Genomic DNA, 20,330 nt, shown 5'->3' with positions numbered 1-20,330 from the left:
ATCCGAACATTTGAGACGAATTTATCCCAATTTTCTGATTGGAAGCCAAGCCCTATCTGGGGGGCATCGGGTCGCATGACCCACTCGGATCAACCTTTTTCAGGAGTGCCCCCTATGATCGAACTCCGCCCCTTCGAAGGTCTCGGTGCCGCCAACCATGGCTGGCTCGATGCCCATCACCATTTCTCGTTTGCCGACTATCATGAGCCTGCGCGCACCAACTGGGGCCGCCTGCGTGTCTGGAACGACGACACCATCGCGCCCCGGACCGGGTTCCCCACCCATCCGCACCGCGACATGGAAATCGTCACCTACGTCCGCAAGGGCGCCATCACCCACCAGGACAGCCTGGGCAACACCGGTCGTACCGAGGCCGGAGACGTTCAGGTGATGAGCGCGGGAACCGGGATCCGCCATTCCGAGTACAACCTCGAGGATGAGGAAACGACGCTGTTCCAGATCTGGATCATTCCCGACCGGCGCGGCGAGAAGCCGGGCTGGGGTGCGCGCCCGTTCCCCAAGGATGACCGGGCCGGCCGCTTCATCACGCTGGCCAGTGGCCGCGAAGGCGATGGCGACGCTTTGCCGATCAACGCCGATGCCCGCGTGCTCGGCGCCACGGTCAAGGCGGGCGACACGGTGACCTACGCCACCGAGCCGGGCCGCCATGCCTATCTGGTTCCCGCCACCGGCCGCGTGCAGGTCGGCGAGGTGGAGGCGAAGGCCCGCGACGGCCTTGCCATCACCGGCATCGATACCATCACTGTAACCGCGCTCGAGGATGCCGAACTGGTTCTCGTCGACGCAGCTTGACTTTGCGCGGCGGAACAAAACATTCCGCCGCCAATTCCCTCTCACTCTCTTTCTCTCTCCCAACCGAAAGGACCTTTCCATGACCGGACGTATCGCCAATCCCAAGATCGAGAAACTCATCGTCGAGCGTTGGAGCCCGCGCGCCTTCGAGGCCGCCGAGATACCGCAGGAAGACCTCGACGTGATCTTCGAAGCCGCCGGCTGGGCGCCGTCGGCTTACAACGTCCAGCCCTGGACCTTCCTCTATGCGAAGAAGGGCGACGCCAACTGGGACTTGCTGCTGTCGCAGCTCATCGATTTCAACCAGAGCTGGGCCAAGGAGGCTTCGGCGCTCGTCTTTGTCGTTTCGGCGAAGAACTCGACCGGTCCCGACGGCAAGATCTCGCCCAACCACAGCCACAGCTTCGACGCCGGTGCGGCGTGGGTCCTGGCGGCGATCCAGGCGCAGGCGATGGGCTACCACACCCACGGCATGACCGGCATCAAGTTCGGCGAAGCCGAAAAGGCGCTGGGCATTCCCGACGACTATCGCCTCGAAGCGGCCTTCGTGATCGGCAAGCTCGGACCGAAGGAATCGCTGCCGGACTTCCTGCAGGAGCGCGAGGTCGCCGCCGGCCGCAAGCCGGTCTCCGAGATCTCCAAGGCCGGCAAGTTCGCCTGATCCCTTAACGGTCCCGCTCAGGAGCGTTCTCGCAGCCCCCTCCGGCCTGAACGCTTCGATCGGCCCGGTCTGCCGTACAGGCAGACCGGGCTTTTTCATGCATGTGCTTTCAGCGCGCCGTCAGCGCGGATGCGAAGGGCGCGGCGGTGCCGTCGTTGGCGCGGGGTGGCAGGGAGAGCAGCCGCATGACGAGCGGATAGACGTCGACATTGTCGAAGACGTCGAGAACGACGCCGCGCCGGAAGTCGGGGCCGGCGGCCACGAATGTCGCCAGCATGGCTGCGTCCATGTTGTCGTAGCCATGGGCGCCGCCCCGGACCGGCTCCTTCGTCTTGCCGCCAAGGATCGACCATCCGGTTTCGGCAATGCAGATGAAGGCGGGAACGCGCGGATTGTGGCCGTATTCCAGCCGCGCGGGCAAGTCGCCCCGGCGCCGGCAGGTCATGTGCGGATGCGGTGCGAGCAGGGCCCTTGCCAGTTCGTCGTCGTGCCCGGGCAGCGGGTCTATCCCAGCATAGGGGCCGTCGGCCACGACCTCGGCGCTGCCGGGAGGAACAATCCCGGCGATGCGGATGACGCGATCTTCGCTGACCGGCGCCATGCCGTGGTCCGACACGACGATCAGGTCTGCGGCGACATGCCGCGCGGCGAGGCCCCGGCGCAGGCGACCGATCACCGTGTCGATCGCGGCAACGGCAGCGGCCGTTTCCGGGGCGGCAGGCCCCCAGGTGTGTCCGGCATGGTCGATCTGGTCGAAATAGAGCGTCACGAAACGCGGCCGTTCTGCCTCGGGCCGGTCGAACCAGCCCAGCACCGTGTCGACGCGTTCATCGGGGGTGACGGTCTGGTCGAAGGCCCGCCAGTCGCGCGGGTGCACGCCGTGGATGGCGACGGCGGAGCCGGGCCAGAACATCGAAGCGGTGCGCATGCCCGCTTTTTCGGCCGTGAGCCAGATCGGCTCGGCCTCGTCCCACCAGCGCGGATCGTTCGCGACCGGCTTGTTCGATGTCTCGAACGTCACGCCGGGCATCCTCGCGTCCTTCATGACATTGCCGACCAGCCCGTGGTGGTCGGGGCGCAGGCCGGTGACGAGCGTATAGTGGTTGGGAAAGGTCTTGGTCGGGAAGCTCGGCCGCATGCCCTTCGCGCGCACGCCATCGGCCGCCAGTGCGTCGAGATGGGGCGTCGATCCGCGGCCGAGATAGTCGGGCCGGAAACCGTCGATCGAGATCAGGATCACCGGCGGGGCCGGCGAATGCCCGGAAGCGGCGGCTTGCGGTATCTGCCGGGGGGTGGTGCAGCCGCCGAGCAGGGCCAGGACGACGATGCAGAAGTGAATGATTTTCAAAGCGATACCCGATTTGCGTGATTGCAGGTTCTGATAGGCTCGTGGCGCATTTTCATGACGCTGTGGAGGCAGGACCGGCAGCTTGCCGGAGGCGGCAGGGTCAGAATTTCATTTTGACCCCGACCATCACGCGATTGCTTACGGTACCGTCCGGCATTTGCGCCGCGTCGACGTGGACGTCGAGGCTGACGCCGTCGCCGAGGCTCCACCGGGCGGGGGGCAGCGCCGGCTCCTCGACGTAGGTGTCGGGGAGCGCGCGCAGGCGCTCCCTTTCGGGGTCGGGGGCACAGACGACGATCTCGCCTGGCCTGCCGGCGGCGGCATCGCACCTTTTCTGGACGGCGCTGAAATCGGGCGGCGCATCGGGGCTTCGCATGTCGGCAAGGTCGAAGGCGGAGAGCGAGCGTTCTTCCGCCGGCGGAACCGGCGATTGGAGGGCGTCCGTCGCGGGCATGATGCAAACCTCGGGGGCGGTTGGCAGAAGGGTCCATCATGCGGCACGATCAAGGCGATTTCGCGGCACCGTCCTGCGGCGGGCGGTTCGTGGCGGAAGGGGCCGATGCACGCCGCTCCCGTTCTTGCGCGATCTTTCATGGACGCCTAGGTCCTGCTTGAGCAGCGGCCCGGGACCTAGGTTCCGGACTGTGCAGACAGTGTCAACTTCGTCAATCATGAGGCCCGCCCGATGACAGCCAGCGCCCCCGAACTCGTCCTTGCCGGTGGCACGGTTCACACGCCCTCGGGCGCGGGGATCGCCGATGTCGCGGTCCGCGACGGGAAGATCCTCGGCGTCGGCAGCTATCCCGATGCCGCGCGGCGCATCGACTGCACCGGGCTCGACGTGCTGCCCGGCGTGATCGACAGCCAGGTCCATTTCCGCGAGCCGGGGCTGGAGCAGAAGGAAGACCTGGAAAGCGGCGGTCGGGCGGCGGTGATGGGCGGTGTCACGGCAGTGTTCGAGATGCCCAACACCAATCCCAACACCGACACGATCATGCGGGTGCACGACAAGCTCGAGCGCGCGCATCATCGCATGTACTGCGACCATGCCTTCTACGTCGGCGCCACTGCGGAAAATGCCGAGGAACTGGGCGAGCTGGAACGCATCCCCGGCACGGCGGGCGTCAAGATCTTCATGGGCGCATCGACCGGCAGCCTGCTGGTGGCCGAGGACGAGCAGCTTGCCCGCGTGCTGGCCCACGGCCGCCGCCGCGTCGCCATCCACGCCGAGGACGAGGCGCGGATGAATGCGCGCAAGGGCGAGCGGGTCGAAGGCGATCCCTCCAGCCACCCGGTCTGGCGCGACGACGAGAGCGCGATGCTGGCCACCCGGCGCATTCTGCGCCTCGCCCGCGAGGCGAAGCGGCCGATACACATCCTGCACGTCACCACGCCCGCCGAACTGGAACTGATCGCGCAGCATCGCGACGTGGCGACTTGCGAAGTGACGCCTCAGCACCTCACGCTGGAGGCCGAGGACGCCTATCCGCGTCTGGGCACTTATGCGCAGATGAACCCGCCGATCCGCTCGGCCGCGCACGTCGCCGGGCTGTGGCACTGGCTGCGTCAGGGCGTGCCCGACGTGCTCGGATCGGATCACGCGCCGCATACCAGGGAGGAAAAGGCCAGGCCCTATCCCTCAAGCCCCTCGGGCATGCCCGGCGTGCAGACGCTGCTGCCGCTGATGCTGGATCACGTGGCCAAGGGGCACATGACGCTGGAGCGGCTGATCGACATGACTTCCGCCGGCGTGCAGCGCGTGTTCGGCCTTGTCGGCAAGGGACGGATCGCGACCGGCTATGATGCCGACTTCACGATCGTCGATCGCAAGGGCCGCTTCACCGTGACCGAGGGCTGGCTCGAGAGCCGCTGTGGCTGGTCACCCTTCACCGGCATGGAGCTGGACGGGCGCGTCATGGGCACGATCGTGCGCGGCCACATGGCGATGTGGGAAGGCCAGCTCGCCAACCAGGCGCTGGGCGAACCCCTACGCTTTGCCGGGGCGCTGTGAGCGTCCGCGCTTCGACAGAAGGTCCCAGCAGAACAGGGCGATGGCGACCCAGATGAACAGGAAGCATACGAGCTGAACGGGCCTGAACGGTTCGCCGAAGACGAACAGGCTCTGCAGGAACAGGCCCGTGGGGGTCACGAACTGGATGAAGCCCAGGACTGAAAAGTCGAGGCGTCGTGCTGCGCTGGCGAAGAGAAGCAGCGGAATGCCGGTGAGAATGCCGGCGCAGGCCAGCAGTACGCTCAACCCGGGAGTCGTGCCCATCATCAGGCCTTCCGGGCTGGATGCCTGCCAGCCGAGCAGGCCGATCGCGGGAACGAGGAGCACCAGCGTCTCGACGGTGAGCCCGGGCAGCGAATTGACCGGCGCCAGCTTGCGCGTCAGCCCATATCCCGCGAACGAGAGCGCCAGCGCCATGCTGATCCACAGCGTCGGCAAGGCATCGTGGGCCAGGATGGCAACGCCGATGGCCGCGAGCCCCACGGCCGCCCATTGCAGCCGGGAGAGCTTTTCGTGCAGCACGACCGCGCCGATGAACACGTTGACGAGTGGATTGATGTAGTAGCCGAGGCTCGTCGCCAGGACATGGCCGTGCATCACGGCGATGACATAGACCAGCCAGTTTGTTCCGATCAGCAGCCCGCTCAGCGCCAGCGCACCGAGGATGCGCGGCGTCAGCAGAGCCTGACGCAACTCGCCCCCCTGGCGCAGGACCGCAACCATGATCAGGCAGAACGGCAGCGTACAGAGCATTCGCCAGGCCACCACCTCGAACGGAGAGACCGTGCTCAGAAGCGCGAAATAGAACGGAAACAGCGTCCAGATCAGATAGGCGCCGAAGGCCGGGGCCAGACCGCCCAGGCGGATGGGAGTTTTAGACGACATCGGAAATACTCTGGGGGATGAGGACTGACCCGGGACCTGCCGATTAGGGCGCGCCGGCTGGTCCCGCAAGAGACACGTTTTGCCGCAGGCGCACGTTCTTTTCGGCGTTCGGCCGAATTCTGACAGACGCGTTGCACGCCGTTCAGGTAACTTACCATAAAGATGAATGTGTATTCCGGATCGAGTCGCCTGGCAGGTCCGCATCTCGGCACCAAGGAGAATTGAGATGAACGCATTCTTCAAGGCATCGGCCCTCGCTGCTGCGGCTGCCAGCCTCGCAACGGCGGTCCCCGCATCGGCCATGACTGGTCATGAAACGCAGTTCCACGCGCCCGGCGAGCAGGCCTACGATCACAGCCGCATACGCTATTCGCGCGAGGACTGGCGTCGGGGCTACCGTCCCAGCTACGGTAACTACGGCGAGCCCGTTTACCGCGATACGCGCGTCTGGCGCGGGCGTGACGGCCGGTATTACTGCCGCCGGCAGAACGGCACGACAGGTCTCATCATCGGCGGCGCGGCAGGCGCATTGCTCGGCCGGGAGATCGACGGCGGCCGCGACCGCACGCTGGGTACCGTGCTCGGAGCGGTCGGCGGTGCCCTGCTTGGCCGCGAGATCGATCGCGGCGGTTCGCGCTGCCGCTGAATTCCTTCTTCTGAATCCTTTCTCCGTGCGGACGGCGACGTGCGGGGGGGACTGTCCGGTCGCGGGGGTCGCATAAGCGGCCTTCGCGTTCGGGCGGGAGGGCGTCCGCGATTCTCGCGGGCGCCCTCAATCTTTGGCGCCGTGCTCTTCCCGAAATGGGACGCTGCCCGGTTACGTCTGGCCCTTTCTTCCGTTTTCGCGTTTTACTGCATGCCGTTGATTGCCCTCCGTTCCCATGGAGGGTCCGGGCCGCGCGGGCGTGGCTTGGCGAGAAAGGAACGCGAAGATGAAGACTCCCGCCGGTTTTGGCGCCGGTTTTGGCGCCCGGTTCGTGGTTCTCGGTCTGGCCGGGACCCTGATGCTCGCGGGTTGCGGCTCCAGCGACAAGGCCCCCACGGGGGGCGAGACCGATCCCGCGATGAGCGGGGCTCTCGGCGATCAGATCATGGTCGATCCGGAAATGGCCGGGGAGGACGGCGCCGCGCTGGCCGCCAATGGCAGCCAGATTACGCTTCCGCCCGAGGACCGTTCGCCCGACGCGATCAAGGCCGCGAAGGCGAAGGCGGCCGAACTGATGGGCGGCAAGCTGCTCTCCCTGCCGCAACCGGCCAAGGGCGGGGCTGCCGCGCTTTCCGAAAGCGCCGCCACGGCCGCGCAGATCGCGAAGGCGTCGAAGATCGCGCATACCGACTGCGCCGCCAAGGCCGAGTATTCGAATACCTGGGCAGCCAAGTTGCCTGCCGACATCCCCGTCTATCCGCGCGGCGCGGTGCAGGAAGCCGCCGGCGTGGACAGCAGCGACTGCGCGCTGCGGGTCGTCAGCTTCGCGACGGCGGTCAAGCCCGAGGACGTGATCGGCTTCTACTACACCAATGCCGAAAAGACCGGATATGGCGCCGAATACAAGCTGGACGGCAACGACCACGTGCTGGGCGGCCGCAAGGACGGCAAGGCCTATGTCGTCTATGCCCGCAAGGCGCAGGGCGGCATTACCGAAGTGGACCTTGTAACCAGCGGGAAGTAACCCGGCTTACGTGTGAGCGTCGCGCGGGCGGAAATATTCCTCCCGCCGCTCGCTTACCTGAGGCCGATCCCGATCATCGCGCGCGGCTGTTCCATTTCTCCTGAAGCGACCGGATAGGCGCAGTAATCCGCCGCGTAGTAGCCGGTGGGGCGGTGGTTGCCGGAAAGGCCGATGCCGCCGACCGGCGCCGAATGGCTGGGATTCACCGTGCCGCGGTTCCAGTTGACGATGCCGGCGCGGGCGTTGGCCCAGAACTTGTTGTATTCCTGCGGCGTGCCGCCGATCATCGATGCGGCGAGGCCGAAGCGGGTATTGTTGGTCTCGGCGATCGCTTCGTCGAAGTCGTCGACGCGGATGACCTGCAGGATCGGGCCGAACAGTTCCACGTCGGGGCGGTCCTTCATCGTCGTCGTGTCGATGATCGCCGGGCTCAGGAACGGAAGCGATTCGTCGGGGCGGACAAGGTGCTTGATCGCCTTGCCGCCATGGCTGAGCAGGTAGAGGAAGCTTTCGGTCAGTCCGTCGGCGGCGGCGTTGTCGATCACCGGGCCCATGAACGGGGCGGGCTCGTCGAACGGCGCGCCGAAGATCAGACGGTCTGCCAGCGCTTTCACTTCGCCCATGATCGCATCGTACATCGACGACTTCACGATCAGGCGGCGTGCCGCGGTGCAGCGCTGGCCGGTGCTGGCGAAGGCCGACTGGACTATCAGCGTCGCGGCATCGGTCAGCTTGGGGGTGTCCCAGACGACCATGGCGTTGTTGCCCCCCATTTCCAGCGCGACCATCTTGTCGGGACGCGCCGCAAGACGGCGGTTGATGGTGATGCCGGTGTTGGCGGAGCCGGTGAACAGCACGCCGTCGATACCGTCATGCGCAACGAAGGCCTGGCCTTCCGCCGGTCCGCCCGGGGCGAACTGCATGACGGCGGTGGAGATGCCCGCGCGATGGAAGCAGCGCGCCAGCATCTCGCCCGAGGCAGGGGCCTTTTCGCTGGGCTTGAAGATCACCACGTTGCCCGCGATCAGCGCGGGCACGATGTGGGCGTTGGGCAGGTGCGCGGGGAAGTTGTAGGGCCCCAGCACGACCAGCACGCCATGCGGCTTGTGACGCACGGCCATCGTGCCCTGCAGCGCGGAATCGAGCCGGCGCTGGCTGCTGCGCTCGGCATAGGCGCGAATCGAGATCTCGACCTTGTTGATGACCAGTTCGACCTCGGCGTGGGCTTCCCACAAGGGCTTGCCGGTTTCGCGCGCGATGGAGGTCGCCAGTTTCTCGGCATCCTTGCGCACTTCGTTGGCGAAGCGGCGGACGAGTTCCATGCGCGTGGAGAGCGGCTGTGCCGCCCAGGCCGGCCAGGCCCGCCGTGCGCGGGTGACGACGTCGTCCACGTCGCAGGCCTTGCCGCGCCAGATCTCGGCCCCGGTCGCGGGTTCGCAGGAAATGATGTCTGCGGCGCTCGCTTCGCTGAAAGGACCCCGGTCGCTGGCTGCTGCTGCAGTACTGGTTGTCGCAAAACCGTCCATTACGGCTAATATTCCGTTAGCTGAGAGAATTTCCGAATTCCCACACCATGGCACAGGTTTCCCTACCGTGGTGCTAACGACGCGCCTTGAATTCTTCGATTTATTCCTGCCCGGCCGGTTTTGGCGGTTGTCCCAGGTGCCGGCCCAGTGCCCGGATTTCCGCGACCTTGTCGTCCAGCGCGGACCAGTCGTCGTGCTCGTCGATAGCCGACCAGATCCGCTCGACTTCTTCGATCAGTACGCCGGGAGGCGCGCTTTGCCGCCAGAAAGCGTCGTCGGCGTCGGCGGCCGGGCGGTAGCCGCGCAGCAGCCGGGCGAACGCGTCGTCACCCGTCGTGCGGCCGGCGCGATGGGCGAAGAAGAAGTGTTCGGGGGCCTCGCCGCTTTCCGCCATGTGGCGTTCGGCCGACTGGATGAGCGCGGTGTCCGCTTCCAGCCCTTGCGACTCGACGCCGAGGCGCCAGGCGAAGCGGCGCGCCATCGCCTGCTGGTAGAGCGGACCGAACCGGTCGAGCGCGGCCACCAGCGGTTCGCTTTCCGCCAGCGAACGGAGCGCGATGGCCAGCTGCCCGCAGTTCCACAGCACCGCTTCCGGCTGGCGGCCGAAGGCGTAGAGGCCGCCGTGGTCGAAATAGGCGGCGGTGAAGCGCGGGTCCCATTTCGGCAACCAGCGCCAGGGACCGTAGTCGAAGCTCTCGCCCGAAATGTTCATGTTGTCGGTATTGAGCACGCCGTGGACGAAGCCGGCGATCATCCAGCTCGCGGCCAGATCGGCAAGGCGCTCGACCACCTGATGCAGCAGGATCACGGCGGGCTCGTCGCGTCCCGGCGCATCGGCGGGCGGTTCGCCGCCGGGGTAGGTCTCCAGGCAATAGGCGACGAGCGCGGCCATGTTGTCCTTTTCGTCGAGCGCCATGAGCCGCTGGAAGCTGCCGATGCGGATATGCCCGTGGCTGAGGCGCACGAGGACGGCCGAGCGCGTGGGCGATGGTTCGTCTCCGCGCCACAGCGATTCGCCGGTTTCGATCACCGAGAAGGTCTTGCTGGTGTTCACGCCCAGTGCTTCGAGCATTTCGGTCGCCAGGATCTCGCGCATCGCGCCCTTGAGCGTCAGCCGCCCGTCGCCGTCGCGGCTGTAGGGCGTGCGCCCCGATCCCTTGGTGCCGAGATCGAGCAACCGGCCATGGTCGTCGCGCATCTGTGCGAACAGGAAGCCGCGGCCATCGCCGATATCCGGGTTGTAGGCGCGGAACTGGTGGCCGTGATAGCGCAGCGCCAGCGGTTGCGGCAGGTTGTCGGGCAGCGGTTCGAACCGGGCGAAGTGAGCGACCCATTGCGCGTCGCTCAGGTCGTCCAGGCCCACCGCGCGTGCCCATCGGTCGTTGCGAAAGCGCAGTTCGTGCTTCGGGAACGTCGCGGCAGGTACCGCATCGCCGATCCATTCGGAAATGGTGGCTATCCGGGGGTCGGGGCTATAGGCGCTTGCTTGCGGTTCGCTTCGCATCAAGCGATAGTGGGATGCGCGGGCTCGCCGTTCAAGCGGGCATTCAGGAGGTCTCCGCTTCGGCATGACGGATTTCGAGGATCGGTTCTGGTCGGGCCGTGATGGACTCAAGCTGCATTTTCGCGATTACCCGGGCCCCGAACAGACGGGCGAAGGCACGCGTCCCGTGATCCTGTGCCTGCACGGGCTGACGCGCAACGCGCGGGACTTCGATGTCCTCGCGCCGCGTCTCGCGGCGAAGTGGCGAGTCATCTGCACCGACATGCGTGGCCGTGGTGACAGCGAATATGCCAGGGACTCGGCCAGCTACACGCCGCCCCAGTATTGCGAGGACGTGCTTGCCCTGCTTGAACAGGAAGCGATCGACCGCTTCGTCGTGATCGGTACGTCGCTGGGAGGACTGATGGCCATGGGGCTCGCCACCGTCATTCCGGAACGGATCGCGGGGGTCGTGATCAACGATGTCGGGCCGCGTCTGGAACCTGATGGTCTCGAGCGGATCAAGGACTATGTGGGGCAGGGGCGCAGCTATCCCACCTGGGTCCATGCCGCGCGCGGGATCGAAAGCACGCAGGCGCTCGCGCATCCCGGGCATTCGCTCGACTTCTGGATCGGCATGGCCAAGCGGCTCATGACGCTTACGAGCAACGGGCGCATCGTGTTCGACTACGACATGAAGATCGCCGAGCCGTTCATGGACTTCGACGTCGACAACCAGCCGGACCTCTGGCCCGCCTGGGAAGCGCTGGCGGGCAGGCCGGCACTGGTCCTGCGCGGGGCCCATTCCGACGTGCTGTCGCACGCGACGCTGGAGGAAATGGTGCGCCGCGTGCCCGAAGCGGAGGCGGTCACCCTGAAGCACGTCGGCCATGCCCCCACGCTCGACGAGCCCGAATCGGTTGCGGCCATAGAGCGGCTGCTGGACCGGGTTGGCTGAGCGGCGGCCCTTGCGAATTCTCCACCTCCACTCGAGCTTTTCCGCGGGCGGCAAGGAATTGCGCGCGGCGCGGCTGATGAATGCCTTCGGGCCCTCGGTGGAACATGCGGTCGTTTCGGCCCAGCCCGGCGCGCACGGGGCTTCGGTGGCGCTCGATCCGGTGCTGCACGTCGATTATCCTGCGGACTTTCCCGGCCTGCAGGGCCGTCCCGGGCCATTGCGGTTGCTGCACCTTGCACGCGCCATGCGCGGGTTCGACCTGATCCTGACGTACAACTGGGGCGCGATGGATGCCGTTCTGGCGCACCGTCTCTATGGCGCATGGCTGGGGCTTGGCCCGCTGGTCCATCATGAAGACGGCTTCAACGAAGACGAGGCTGGTGGGCTGAAGCCCGCGCGCAACCTGTATCGCCGGCTGGCGCTGGCGCGCGCCTCGGCGCTGGTGGTGCCTTCGCGGCGGCTGGAGGCGATCGCGCTCGGCGTGTGGCGGCAGCCCCGCACGCGGGTGCGGCTCATCATCAACGGTATCGATACCGTGGCCTACCGCGCCATGCCGTCGCCCGATGCCGTGCCCGGTCTCGTCAAGGCGCCGGGGGAGAAATGGGTGGGGACGCTTGCGGGACTGCGGGCGGTGAAAAACCTGCCGCGGCTGGTGCGGGCCTTTGCGCGGCTTCCGCAGGAGTGGCGGCTGGTGATCGTGGGCGAGGGGCCGGAGCGCGAGGCGATCGCGGCGCAGGCCCGGGCCTGCGGCATTGCCGACCGGCTCCATCTGCCGGGCTTCGTGTCCGATCCCTCCCGCGTCGTCGGACTGTTCGATATTTTCGCGCTCTCTTCGGACAGCGAGCAATTCCCGATTTCCGTGGTCGAGGCGATGGCGGCCGGCCTCGCGGTCGCCTCGCCTGCCGTGGGTGACGTGGCAGACATGGTTTCGGGGGATAACCGCCGCTTCGTCACGCCCCCCGAAGACGAGGCTGCCCTTGCCACGTCGCTGGAGATTCTGGCGGCGGATTCGGCCCTGCGCAAGGCGGTCGGCGATGCGAATCGTGCCCGCGCGGCAGCGGATTACGACGAGAGCGCGATGATCCGCGCCTATCGTGAGACATATGGCCGCGCCATGGGGCTGGCCCGCTTTCCCTGAGCGGAACCCCCATTCATCCTTGCTTCACGCCGGGACGTGCAGCGATCATCCCCGTTGAAAACCCCTGTCCATTCGCTAAACAGCCCCGCAACCATTCCGATTACCGCAGAAAGCGCCCAAATTGGCCCTGCCTCCTGACAAGACCTCTCCTTCGAACAACAAGGCCGCCGCGCAGCAGGCCGCCCAGCAGGACGTGTTCCTGCGCGAGGTGGACGATGCCCTGCGCCAGGATCAGGTCGAAGGCTTCATGAAACGCTATGGCGTGATGCTGGGGATCGTGATCGTCATCGGTCTCGCCGGCTTCGGCGGCTGGCTTTACTGGAACCATCACCAGACCAAGCAGCTTGAGGAACGCACCGAGACTTTCGTGACGGCGCTCGACAGCGTGCAGGCGAACAACCTCGACGATGCCCGGGCGAAGCTCAAGCCGCTTGCCGATGACGGTTCGGATGCCAACGCCACGTCCGCCCGGCTCCTGCTTGCCGCCATCGCGCTCGAGCAGGACAAGAAGGGCGATGCGCTCAAGCTCTACAAGCAGGTTGCCGCCGATACCCAGGCGCCGCAGCCGTTGCGCGATCTGGCGACCGTGCGCGAAGTGGCGGCCGATTTCGATGCGATGAAGCCCCAGGACGTGGTTTCCCGCCTGAAACCGCTTGCCGCCCCGGGCAATCCCTGGTTCGGCGTCGCCGGCGAAATGGTTGGCATGGCCTACCTGAAGATGGACAAGAAGGATCAGGCCGGGCCTCTGTTCGCGGCGATCGCCAAGGATGAAAGCGTCGACGATGCCCTGCGCAGCCGGGCGCGCCAGCTGGCGGCGGTGCTGGGTGTCGATGCCGTCGATGCCGTGGTCGACGACAAGGGGGAGCCGCTCGACAAGCCGGTCGGGAAACTGATCAAGGCCGCCGAAGCGGGTGGGGAATGAGAAATTCTGATAAGGATCTGCGCATGAAGGCATCTGTCTCGAACACGTTGCAGCCCGCTGCCCGCAAGCCCGGTGCGCGCAAGATCGTGCCGTTGGTCGCGCTCGCGCTGGTCATGGGCCTGTCGGGCTGCAAGTTGTTCGGCAGTGGCGACAAGGGCGGCCCCAAGACGCCGACCGTGGGCGAGCGCGTTCCGATTCTCTCGCGCATCGAAACCGGCGCCAAGGTCGATCCCACGCTGGCTACCAGCGTGGTGATGCTGCCGCCCGAACAGGTCAACGCCGAATGGGCGCAGGGTGGCGGTACCGCCAGCAAGGCCTATGGACACCTCGCTCTGGCGGCCAGTCCGTCGCGCGTGTGGACCGCCCAGATCGCCGGATCGTCCAACCGCCAGCGTCTCGCCGCTGCACCGGTGATCGGGGATGGGCGGCTTTACGTCATGGACACCGATGGCGTCGTGCACGCCCTCGACGCGCAGAGCGGCGCGCGGCTGTGGACCAAGAGCTTCGCCGTGAAGGGCGACGGTTCGAACTCGGTTTTCGGCGGCGGCGTCAGCTATGACAGCGGCCATGTCTACGTGACCACGGGCGTGGGCGAAGTCGCGGCGCTGGAAGCATCGACCGGCGCGCAGATCTGGACCAAGAAACCCGCAGGCCCGCTGCGCGGTGCGCCGACGGTTGCCTTCAATGCCGTCTACGTGATGACGCAGGACAACCAGATCTTCGCGCTCAACGCGACGGACGGGAGCCTTGTCTGGAACGAGTCGGGCTCGCTGACGCAGGCCGGCGTGTTCGGCGTGGCGGCACCCGCCGCCGGACAGGGTACGGTGATCGCCGGATATTCCTCGGGCGAACTCGTCGCCTACCGCTACGAGAACGGCCGGCAGCTGTGGTCGGACGCACTGGCGCGCACCTCGATTTCGACCGAGGTCGGAAGCCTCACCGATGTCGACGCCGATCCGATCATCGACAACGGCCGCGTCTATGCGCTGGGGCAGGGCGGGCGCATGGCCGCCTACGAACTGGTGACCGGGCAGCGTATCTGGGAACTCAATCTCGCTGGCATCTCCACCCCCGCGGTCGCGGGCGACTGGGTCTTCACGCTCGATGACCATGCCGAGATCCTGGCGATCGCGCGTTCCACCGGGCGGGTGCGCTGGCTGACCCAGCTCATGCGCTACAAGAACGAGAAGAAGCGCAAGAATCCGGTCTTCTGGGTCGGGCCCGTGCTGGCCGGGAACAAGCTGTGGGTTGCCAATTCGCGCGGTGAACTGGGCACGGTCGATCCTTCGACCGGGACCTATTCACCGTTCACCGAACTCGACCACGAGGTGACGCTGGAGCCGGTCGTGGCCAACCAGACGCTCTATGTCCTCGACAGTTCGGGACGGATCACGGCATTCCGCTGATCCGCCTGCGGCGGTGACGGGGGTGTTTCGGACCCCTTAACCATTTGTGGCTAGAGCCTCGGGCATGAGTAATGCCCAGACTGCTACGCGCCGGATGCCGGTCAGTGACGTCTCGGCAGGCGTCGGCCTGTCGGGGCTCGTCGCGCTCGTTGCATGGATCATGGTCTGCCGGAACTGGGCGGCGATCGCCGATGCCCTGTCCCTGCCGGGGCCGCATGCGCCGATGAGCGGTCCCTATGCTTCCGTCGCGACCATGTTCTTCACCGGCACCGCCATGGCCTTGTGGTCGGTGCTGGTCGACAAGGTTCACCTGCGGCCTTCCACAGGCATGGACTGGAGAACGCGGCGTCCGCTGTCGCAGACGCTCGACATCTCGATTACCAAGATCGCGGGCCTCTGGGCGACCTGGGCGGCGATCGGTTTCTTCTACTGCATCGCGCGCTGGTATTGGGAAGGGCAGTACCTCTTCGCCATGGAGGTGATCGGCTTCGCCGCGTTGCCGCTCTTCGTGCTCTCGATCCCCTACGTGCTCTGGCTCGACCGCTACATGATCGAGCCGCGCGACCATTCCTGGCATTTCGGCGCGCTGCTGATCGGCCGCGAGGCCTGGAATGGCGCGGAGGTGAGGAAGCACTGGCGCGCCTGGGCCATCAAGGGCTTCTTCGGCGCCTTCATGATCTCGATCCTGCCGCCCGGCTTCGCGCAAGTGGTGAACGCCGATTTCGGCCTGATCGAATACGATCCGGTCGCGCTGGGCTCTACCCTGATTGCCGGGCTGTTCGTCATCGACGTGCAGATCGGCACGGTGGGCTACCTGCTGACGTTCCGCCCGCTCGATGCGCATATCCGCAGCGGCAATCCGTTTCTGGCCGGCTGGGTCGCCGCGTTGATGTGCTATCCGCCGTTCGTCTGGGGCACGATGGGCCGGGCCGACGTGCTGGGCTACGAAGTCAACACGTTCGGCTGGGCCAGCGTCTTTTCGACGCATCCCGCACTGCTCTGGGTCTGGGCTGCCATGATGGTTTTCCTGACGGCGGTCTATGCCTGGGCGACCTTCGCGTTCGGCGTCCGCTTTTCCAATCTGACGTATCGCGGCGTGCTGACCAACGGGCCCTACCGCTTCACGCGCCACCCGGCCTATCTGTCGAAGAACCTGTTCTGGTGGGCCTCCACGCTGCCGTTTCTGGTGCGCGACGGTTCGCTGATCGATGCGGTTCGCAACACGGTGCTGCTCGGCGTCGTCAGCGGGATCTACTATTGGCGCGCCCGTACCGAGGAAGCGCACCTCCTGGCGGAGGACCCCAAATACCGTGAATACTACGAGTGGATGGGCGAAAACGCGCTGATTACCCGTACGCTGTCGCGCCTGGGGCGCCGTTTCCAGCCGCGCAGTCCGCAACTGCAGCCGGCAGAATAACCGCTACAGCGCCTCGCCGGCGTCCACTTCGTACGCGGTGACGCGCCGCTCGGTCATCCAGAGATCCGCGCGCACGGCCTGCCAGCGCGTCATGTGCGGCTGGCGAAAGTGGGCGTCGAGGGCGGCGCGATCGGTCCAGCACTCGGTGACCCGGAACAGGCCCGGCTCCAGCACGTCCTCGGCATAGGCATAGCCCAGACATCCGGCTTCGGCGCGGCTGGCGGCAATGACCGCAGCCATGGCCTCGCGCGCGCTGTCGAGCATGCTCCGAGGCATGCGGAATTCGCCGGTAACGATGATCACCTCAGAAGCTTTTTACGCCATAGACGCGCGAAACGTCGCCACCCCATTCGCCGTGGTAGAGGTCCAGCAGGCGCTCGGCGGGCACCTTGCCGCTGGCGACGATTTCGGCGAGCGGTTCGAGATAGCCGGTCTCGTTGTCGCCGCCGGCGTTGAGGCGGCCGCGTGCGGCAAGGCCGGAACGGGCGATATCGAGCACTTCGCCGGCGATGTCGCGCAAGGTTCCGCCGCCGGGGAGCGGTGCATCGAGGGCAAGCTTCGGAACCGAGGTCCGCAGCGTCTCGCGTCCTTCCATGTCCCAGCCCTTGACCAGGTCCCATGCCGCATCGAGCGCGGTCTGATCGTACAGCAGGCCCACCCACAGCGCGGGCAGAGCGCAGATGCGGCCCCACGGCCCGCCGTCCGCGCCGCGCATTTCCAGGAAGCTCTTCAGGCGCACTTCGGGGAAGGCGGTGGAAAGATGATCGTTCCAGTCGCTCAGGCGCGGGCGCTCGCCGGGCAGAGCGGGCAGTTCGCCCTTCAGGAAGTCGCGGAACGACTGGCCGGCGGCATCGATGTACCTGCCGTCGCGGAACACGAAGTACATCGGCACGTCGAGCATGTAGTCGACATAGCGCTCGTACCCGAAGCCTTCCTCGAACACGAAGGGCAGCATGCCGGTGCGCGCCGGATCGGTGTCGGACCAGATGTGGCTGCGATAGGAAAGGTAGCCGTTGGGCTTGCCTTCGGTGAAAGGCGAGTTGGCGAACAGCGCGGTCGCCAGCGGCTGAAGCGCCAGGCTGACGCGGAACTTCTGCGCCATGTCGGCTTCGCTCGAATAGTCGAGGTTCACCTGGATGGTGCAGGTGCGCAGCATCATGTCGAGGCCCATCGAACCCACGCGGGGCATGTGCTTCAGCATGATCGCGTAGCGGCCCTTGGGCATGATCGGCAGCGTTTCGCGCGTCTTGTCCGGCCACATGCCGAGGCCGAGGTAGCCCTTGCCGATGCGATCGCCGATGGTCTTGACCTGCGCCAGATGGCGTCCGGTCTCGTTGCAGGTCTGGTGCAGGGTCTCCAGCGGCGCGCCGGAAAGCTCCAGCTGGCCGGCCGGTTCGAGGCTGACGGTGCCGTCCGCGCCCTTCATGGCGATGACGTTCCCACCCTCTACGATCGGCTCCCAGCCGAACTCGGTAAGGGCCATCAGCAGGTCGTGGATGCCGCCGGGCTCGTCGTAGGACGGGGCGTGGTGATCGGCGACGTCGTAGACGAACTTTTCGTGTTCGGTACCGATCCGCCACCGGTCGCGCGGCTTTTCGCCCGCGGCCATGGGGGCGGTGAGTTGGTCCGTACTTTCGATCACCGGATCTTCGAGATCCGAAACCTCGCGAGTGCTCATGGCCGGGGAGGTAGTGTCCCCGGGGGCCGGGCGCCAGCGTTAATTATCGATGCAACGGTCAATTTCCTGTGAGGGACCAATCGCCGGCCGTCGCCATCCAGAGCGCGCAGCCTGCAATGCCCGCGGTTTCACCGCGCAGGATGCGCGGGCCGAGCGTGATCGCCCTTGCCTGCGGATGGGCGCGGATCGCCGCGCGTTCCCCGTCGTCGAAGCCGCCTTCCGGGCCGACGAGCAGCGCCGCCGGACCGGCATGCGCGGCAAAGGCGGCGGCCGCCGGTTCGCCGCCCTGTTCGTCGGCGAAGAACAGCGCGCGGTCCTGCGGCCAGTCGCGCAGCAGGGTGTCGAGCCGCGTGGCGGGTGCCAGTTCGGGCAAGGCGGTGCGGGCGCACTGCTCGGCGGCCTCGGTCACGATGGTGCGCGCGCGTTCGGGGTTGAGCTTGTCGGCGACGCAGCGCCGGGTCACCATCGGCTGGATGCGCCGAACGCCCAGTTCCGTCGCCTTTTCGAGCACGAGGTCGAAGTTCGGCTTCTTGAGCAGGGCCGCGCATAGCCAGAAGTCGGGCACATCCTCGCGTGCGCGCAGCTGCTCGCGCAGTTCCAGCACGACGTCGCGCTTGCCCGCCGACACGACAGCGGCGGCCCATTCGCCGGTCATGTCGTCGCACAGCACGACGGCGTCACCCGGCGCGACGCGCATGACCTTGGCAAGATAGTGTGCCTGCCCGCCTTCGATCGCGACGGCCGCGCCGGCGGCCAGCGGACCCGGCACGAACAGGCGCGGCGCCGAACGGGGCGGCCAGGCGGGGGTTGCTCCCATGAGTGGCGCTTTCCAGTTGGGGTTCTCGGTTGACGGCCTTTTTGCGTGATAGACAGGGTGGTGCAACGGGCAAATTCGGAATGTTTGCAATCGCCCGCAACATGATCGCTCATGACAAGGCCGTCACGATGGACTAGGTCTGCCCCGTGACCGAACAAGCCCCCCTCACGGACCTTGGCGTTCCCGATACCCAGCACAGAGGTCTGGTGTCGCTTCTGCCCGGCCCGCTGCAGCCCTACGCCATGCTGGCCCGTTTCGACCGCCCGATCGGTTCGTGGCTGCTGTTCTGGCCCTGCGCCTGGGGCGTGCTGCTCGCCGGTGGCGAGGCGCGCTGGGGGCTGCTTCTCTGGCTGTTGCTCGGGTCGGTGGTGATGCGCGGCGCGGGCTGCGTCTACAACGACATCGTCGATGCCGACCTCGACCGCAAGGTGGCGCGCACGGCGGCAAGGCCGGTCGCAAGTGGCCGCGTGAGCCCGCAGGCGGCATGGACCTGGCTGATCTCGCTGTGCCTGGTGGGGCTGGTGGTGCTGCTGCAGTTGCGCTGGCAGGCACAACTCGTGGCGCTGGGCAGCGTCGCGCTGGTGGCCGGCTATCCCTTCATGAAGCGGATTACCTGGTGGCCGCAGGCCTGGCTGGGGCTGGTCTTTACCTGGGGCGCGCTGGTCGGCTGGATCGAGATCCGCTCCGATCACCTTGAGGCGCTCGCCGCGCTCTATGCCGGCAGTATCGTGTGGTGCATCGGCTACGACACGATCTACGCCCTGCAGGACCGCGAAGACGACGTGCTGGTCGGCATCCGCTCCTCGGCCCTGCGGCTAGGCGCGCGTGTCCGTATGGGCGTGGCGGCTTTCTACGCCCTGGCCGTGGCGTTCTGGGCGCTGGCCTTCTGGGCCATGCGGCCGGACTGGGTGGCGCTTGTCGCGCTCGTTCCGGTGGCGCTGCATCTGGGCATTCAGGTCCTGACGCTTGATACCGAGGATGGCGAGAATGCGCTTGCCCGGTTCCGTTCGAACCGCGATGCCGGGCTGGTCATGGCGCTCGCGTGCTGGGTGGTGGGCAACGCCGGCATCATCTGACGGCGCTTCCCTGCGGCGGTACCACGTGCCGGGGCGCGTGATCATCGGCTCATTCATAGCTCACCACCTCGAATTCGATGCCGTCCCAGTCGAAGAAGTAGAACCGGCGGCCGGGGTCGTAATCGGCATGGCTGAAAGGCTCCAGCCCGGCGGCGATCACGACCCGTTCGGCAGCGTCGAGATCGTCGACGAGCAGCCCGATGTGGTTGAGCGGCACGCCCTTGGCGAAGCGGTCATGCGCCTTGTGGTCGGTGTAGATGGCGATGTAGCTGAACTCCTCGCCGACATGGATGGTCTCGCCGTCGTTGATGGCCGGGCCGCGCCACCGCTCCTCCCAGCCGAGCAGGTCCTGCAGCAGCTTCGAGGAGCGCTCGATGTCGCTCACGGTGATGTTCGCATGTTCCAGACGGCCTCTGGAACTGGCCGGAATTACCATTGTCCTGTCTCCCTTGCGGCGCCGGTGGATCGACCGGCTTGGCAAAGGTGCAACCTCAAGTTAACTTGAGATCAAGCGCTTTTTT

General features: G+C 66.5%; 20 protein-coding genes. 11 read left to right on the top strand and 9 right to left on the bottom strand.

The window, feature by feature from the left end; translation table 11 throughout:
- Positions 1-114: 114 nt before the first annotated feature.
- The gene (locus NZK81_RS01775) at positions 115-813 is read left to right on the top strand and encodes a pirin family protein (protein WP_260043375.1); all 699 of its coding nucleotides are present in this window, start codon (positions 115-117) and stop codon (positions 811-813) included.
- Positions 814-892: 79 nt separating this feature from the next.
- The gene (locus NZK81_RS01770; protein ID WP_260043374.1) at positions 893-1,474 is read left to right on the top strand and encodes a nitroreductase family protein; all 582 of its coding nucleotides are present in this window, start codon (positions 893-895) and stop codon (positions 1,472-1,474) included.
- A 109-nt stretch (positions 1,475-1,583) separates the two neighbouring features.
- On the opposite strand, the gene NZK81_RS01765 is transcribed toward NZK81_RS01770, so the two are convergent.
- Both NZK81_RS01765 and NZK81_RS01760 read right to left on the bottom strand, forming a co-directional pair.
- A complete protein-coding gene (locus NZK81_RS01765; RefSeq protein ID WP_260043372.1) occupies positions 1,584-2,822 on the bottom strand; it encodes an alkaline phosphatase family protein in 1,239 nt (412 codons plus the stop codon).
- Positions 2,823-2,922: 100 nt separating this feature from the next.
- Positions 2,923-3,276 (bottom strand): hypothetical protein, encoded by a 354-nt coding sequence (locus tag NZK81_RS01760; RefSeq protein ID WP_260043371.1) that lies wholly within the window; start codon positions 3,274-3,276, stop codon positions 2,923-2,925.
- Positions 3,277-3,507: 231 nt separating this feature from the next.
- On the opposite strand from NZK81_RS01760, the gene NZK81_RS01755 reads away from it, so the two are divergent.
- Complete coding sequence (locus NZK81_RS01755; RefSeq protein ID WP_260043370.1) at positions 3,508-4,833, top strand: dihydroorotase; 1,326 nt, start codon at positions 3,508-3,510, stop codon at positions 4,831-4,833.
- Here the strand turns inward: NZK81_RS01755 and rarD are convergent.
- Complete coding sequence (rarD, locus tag NZK81_RS01750; protein ID WP_260043369.1) at positions 4,810-5,718, bottom strand: EamA family transporter RarD; 909 nt, start codon at positions 5,716-5,718, stop codon at positions 4,810-4,812. The two genes, NZK81_RS01755 and rarD, sit on opposite strands and share 24 nt — an antisense overlap.
- A gap of 226 nt (positions 5,719-5,944) precedes the next feature.
- On the opposite strand from rarD, the gene NZK81_RS01745 reads away from it, so the two are divergent.
- The gene (locus tag NZK81_RS01745) at positions 5,945-6,364 is read left to right on the top strand and encodes a glycine zipper 2TM domain-containing protein (protein WP_260043368.1); all 420 of its coding nucleotides are present in this window, start codon (positions 5,945-5,947) and stop codon (positions 6,362-6,364) included.
- 286 nt (positions 6,365-6,650) lie between these two features.
- On the top strand, positions 6,651-7,388 hold the full coding sequence (locus tag NZK81_RS01740) for a hypothetical protein (protein ID WP_260043367.1): 738 nt from the start codon (positions 6,651-6,653) through the stop codon (positions 7,386-7,388).
- 53 nt (positions 7,389-7,441) lie between these two features.
- Here the strand turns inward: NZK81_RS01740 and NZK81_RS01735 are convergent, their stop codons facing one another.
- Together NZK81_RS01735 and NZK81_RS01730 are read right to left on the bottom strand one after the other, a co-directional pair.
- The gene (locus tag NZK81_RS01735) at positions 7,442-8,914 is read right to left on the bottom strand and encodes a succinylglutamate-semialdehyde dehydrogenase (protein ID WP_260043366.1); all 1,473 of its coding nucleotides are present in this window, start codon (positions 8,912-8,914) and stop codon (positions 7,442-7,444) included.
- 100 nt (positions 8,915-9,014) lie between these two features.
- The gene (locus NZK81_RS01730; protein ID WP_260043365.1) at positions 9,015-10,418 is read right to left on the bottom strand and encodes a protein adenylyltransferase SelO family protein; all 1,404 of its coding nucleotides are present in this window, start codon (positions 10,416-10,418) and stop codon (positions 9,015-9,017) included.
- Between the two features lie 64 nt (positions 10,419-10,482).
- Between NZK81_RS01730 and NZK81_RS01725 the strand changes: the two genes are divergently transcribed.
- The 5 genes from NZK81_RS01725 to NZK81_RS01705 all read left to right on the top strand — a co-directional run bounded on the left by NZK81_RS01725 (position 10,483) and on the right by NZK81_RS01705 (position 16,238).
- A complete protein-coding gene (locus NZK81_RS01725) occupies positions 10,483-11,355 on the top strand; it encodes an alpha/beta fold hydrolase (RefSeq protein ID WP_260043364.1) in 873 nt (290 codons plus the stop codon).
- 10 nt (positions 11,356-11,365) lie between these two features.
- A complete protein-coding gene (locus tag NZK81_RS01720) occupies positions 11,366-12,493 on the top strand; it encodes a glycosyltransferase (protein ID WP_260043363.1) in 1,128 nt (375 codons plus the stop codon).
- A gap of 121 nt (positions 12,494-12,614) precedes the next feature.
- The gene (locus NZK81_RS01715; RefSeq protein WP_260043361.1) at positions 12,615-13,415 is read left to right on the top strand and encodes a tetratricopeptide repeat protein; all 801 of its coding nucleotides are present in this window, start codon (positions 12,615-12,617) and stop codon (positions 13,413-13,415) included.
- A 23-nt stretch (positions 13,416-13,438) separates the two neighbouring features.
- A complete protein-coding gene (locus NZK81_RS01710) occupies positions 13,439-14,821 on the top strand; it encodes an outer membrane protein assembly factor BamB family protein (RefSeq protein ID WP_260043360.1) in 1,383 nt (460 codons plus the stop codon).
- 64 nt (positions 14,822-14,885) lie between these two features.
- On the top strand, positions 14,886-16,238 hold the full coding sequence (locus NZK81_RS01705; protein WP_260043358.1) for a methyltransferase family protein: 1,353 nt from the start codon (positions 14,886-14,888) through the stop codon (positions 16,236-16,238).
- Positions 16,239-16,241: 3 nt separating this feature from the next.
- Here the strand turns inward: NZK81_RS01705 and NZK81_RS01700 are convergent, their stop codons facing one another.
- The 3 genes from NZK81_RS01700 to NZK81_RS01690 are packed head-to-tail and all read right to left on the bottom strand — an operon-like array spanning position 16,242 to position 18,733.
- Complete coding sequence (locus NZK81_RS01700) at positions 16,242-16,541, bottom strand: putative quinol monooxygenase (protein WP_260043357.1); 300 nt, start codon at positions 16,539-16,541, stop codon at positions 16,242-16,244.
- Position 16,542: 1 nt separating this feature from the next.
- On the bottom strand, positions 16,543-17,916 hold the full coding sequence (locus tag NZK81_RS01695) for a glutamate--cysteine ligase (protein WP_260043356.1): 1,374 nt from the start codon (positions 17,914-17,916) through the stop codon (positions 16,543-16,545).
- 58 nt (positions 17,917-17,974) lie between these two features.
- Positions 17,975-18,733 carry a 16S rRNA (uracil(1498)-N(3))-methyltransferase gene (locus NZK81_RS01690; protein ID WP_260043355.1) on the bottom strand — a complete coding sequence of 253 codons (759 nt, stop codon included), beginning with the start codon at positions 18,731-18,733 and terminating at the stop codon, positions 17,975-17,977.
- A 146-nt stretch (positions 18,734-18,879) separates the two neighbouring features.
- On the opposite strand from NZK81_RS01690, the gene ubiA reads away from it, so the two are divergent.
- Positions 18,880-19,809 carry a 4-hydroxybenzoate octaprenyltransferase gene (gene ubiA / locus NZK81_RS01685; RefSeq protein WP_260043354.1) on the top strand — a complete coding sequence of 310 codons (930 nt, stop codon included), beginning with the start codon at positions 18,880-18,882 and terminating at the stop codon, positions 19,807-19,809.
- Between the two features lie 49 nt (positions 19,810-19,858).
- Here ubiA and NZK81_RS01680 read toward each other — a convergent pair whose 3' ends face one another.
- Complete coding sequence (locus NZK81_RS01680; protein WP_260043353.1) at positions 19,859-20,245, bottom strand: VOC family protein; 387 nt, start codon at positions 20,243-20,245, stop codon at positions 19,859-19,861.
- Positions 20,246-20,330: the final 85 nt, after the last annotated feature.

Origin of the sequence: Novosphingobium mangrovisedimenti, from assembly GCF_025153475.1 — a bacterium.
Taxonomy (GTDB): domain Bacteria; phylum Pseudomonadota; class Alphaproteobacteria; order Sphingomonadales; family Sphingomonadaceae; genus Novosphingobium; species Novosphingobium mangrovi_A.
Note: the sequence above shows the minus strand (reverse complement) of the source record. Positions and strands in the feature narration are given on the sequence as shown.

Coding starts and splice junctions, on each gene's coding strand:
- NZK81_RS01775 (WP_260043375.1), top strand. CDS start 115: ATGATCGAACTCCGCCCCTTCGAAGGTCTCGGTGCCGCCAACCATGGC.
- NZK81_RS01770 (WP_260043374.1), top strand. CDS start 893: ATGACCGGACGTATCGCCAATCCCAAGATCGAGAAACTCATCGTCGAG.
- NZK81_RS01760 (WP_260043371.1), bottom strand. CDS start 3,276: ATGCCCGCGACGGACGCCCTCCAATCGCCGGTTCCGCCGGCGGAAGAA.
- NZK81_RS01755 (WP_260043370.1), top strand. CDS start 3,508: ATGACAGCCAGCGCCCCCGAACTCGTCCTTGCCGGTGGCACGGTTCAC.
- rarD (WP_260043369.1), bottom strand. CDS start 5,718: ATGTCGTCTAAAACTCCCATCCGCCTGGGCGGTCTGGCCCCGGCCTTC.
- NZK81_RS01745 (WP_260043368.1), top strand. CDS start 5,945: ATGAACGCATTCTTCAAGGCATCGGCCCTCGCTGCTGCGGCTGCCAGC.
- NZK81_RS01740 (WP_260043367.1), top strand. CDS start 6,651: ATGAAGACTCCCGCCGGTTTTGGCGCCGGTTTTGGCGCCCGGTTCGTG.
- NZK81_RS01735 (WP_260043366.1), bottom strand. CDS start 8,914: ATGGACGGTTTTGCGACAACCAGTACTGCAGCAGCAGCCAGCGACCGG.
- NZK81_RS01730 (WP_260043365.1), bottom strand. CDS start 10,418: ATGCGAAGCGAACCGCAAGCAAGCGCCTATAGCCCCGACCCCCGGATA.
- NZK81_RS01725 (WP_260043364.1), top strand. CDS start 10,483: ATGACGGATTTCGAGGATCGGTTCTGGTCGGGCCGTGATGGACTCAAG.
- NZK81_RS01710 (WP_260043360.1), top strand. CDS start 13,439: ATGAAGGCATCTGTCTCGAACACGTTGCAGCCCGCTGCCCGCAAGCCC.
- NZK81_RS01705 (WP_260043358.1), top strand. CDS start 14,886: ATGAGTAATGCCCAGACTGCTACGCGCCGGATGCCGGTCAGTGACGTC.
- NZK81_RS01695 (WP_260043356.1), bottom strand. CDS start 17,916: ATGAGCACTCGCGAGGTTTCGGATCTCGAAGATCCGGTGATCGAAAGT.
- NZK81_RS01690 (WP_260043355.1), bottom strand. CDS start 18,733: ATGGGAGCAACCCCCGCCTGGCCGCCCCGTTCGGCGCCGCGCCTGTTC.
- NZK81_RS01680 (WP_260043353.1), bottom strand. CDS start 20,245: ATGGTAATTCCGGCCAGTTCCAGAGGCCGTCTGGAACATGCGAACATC.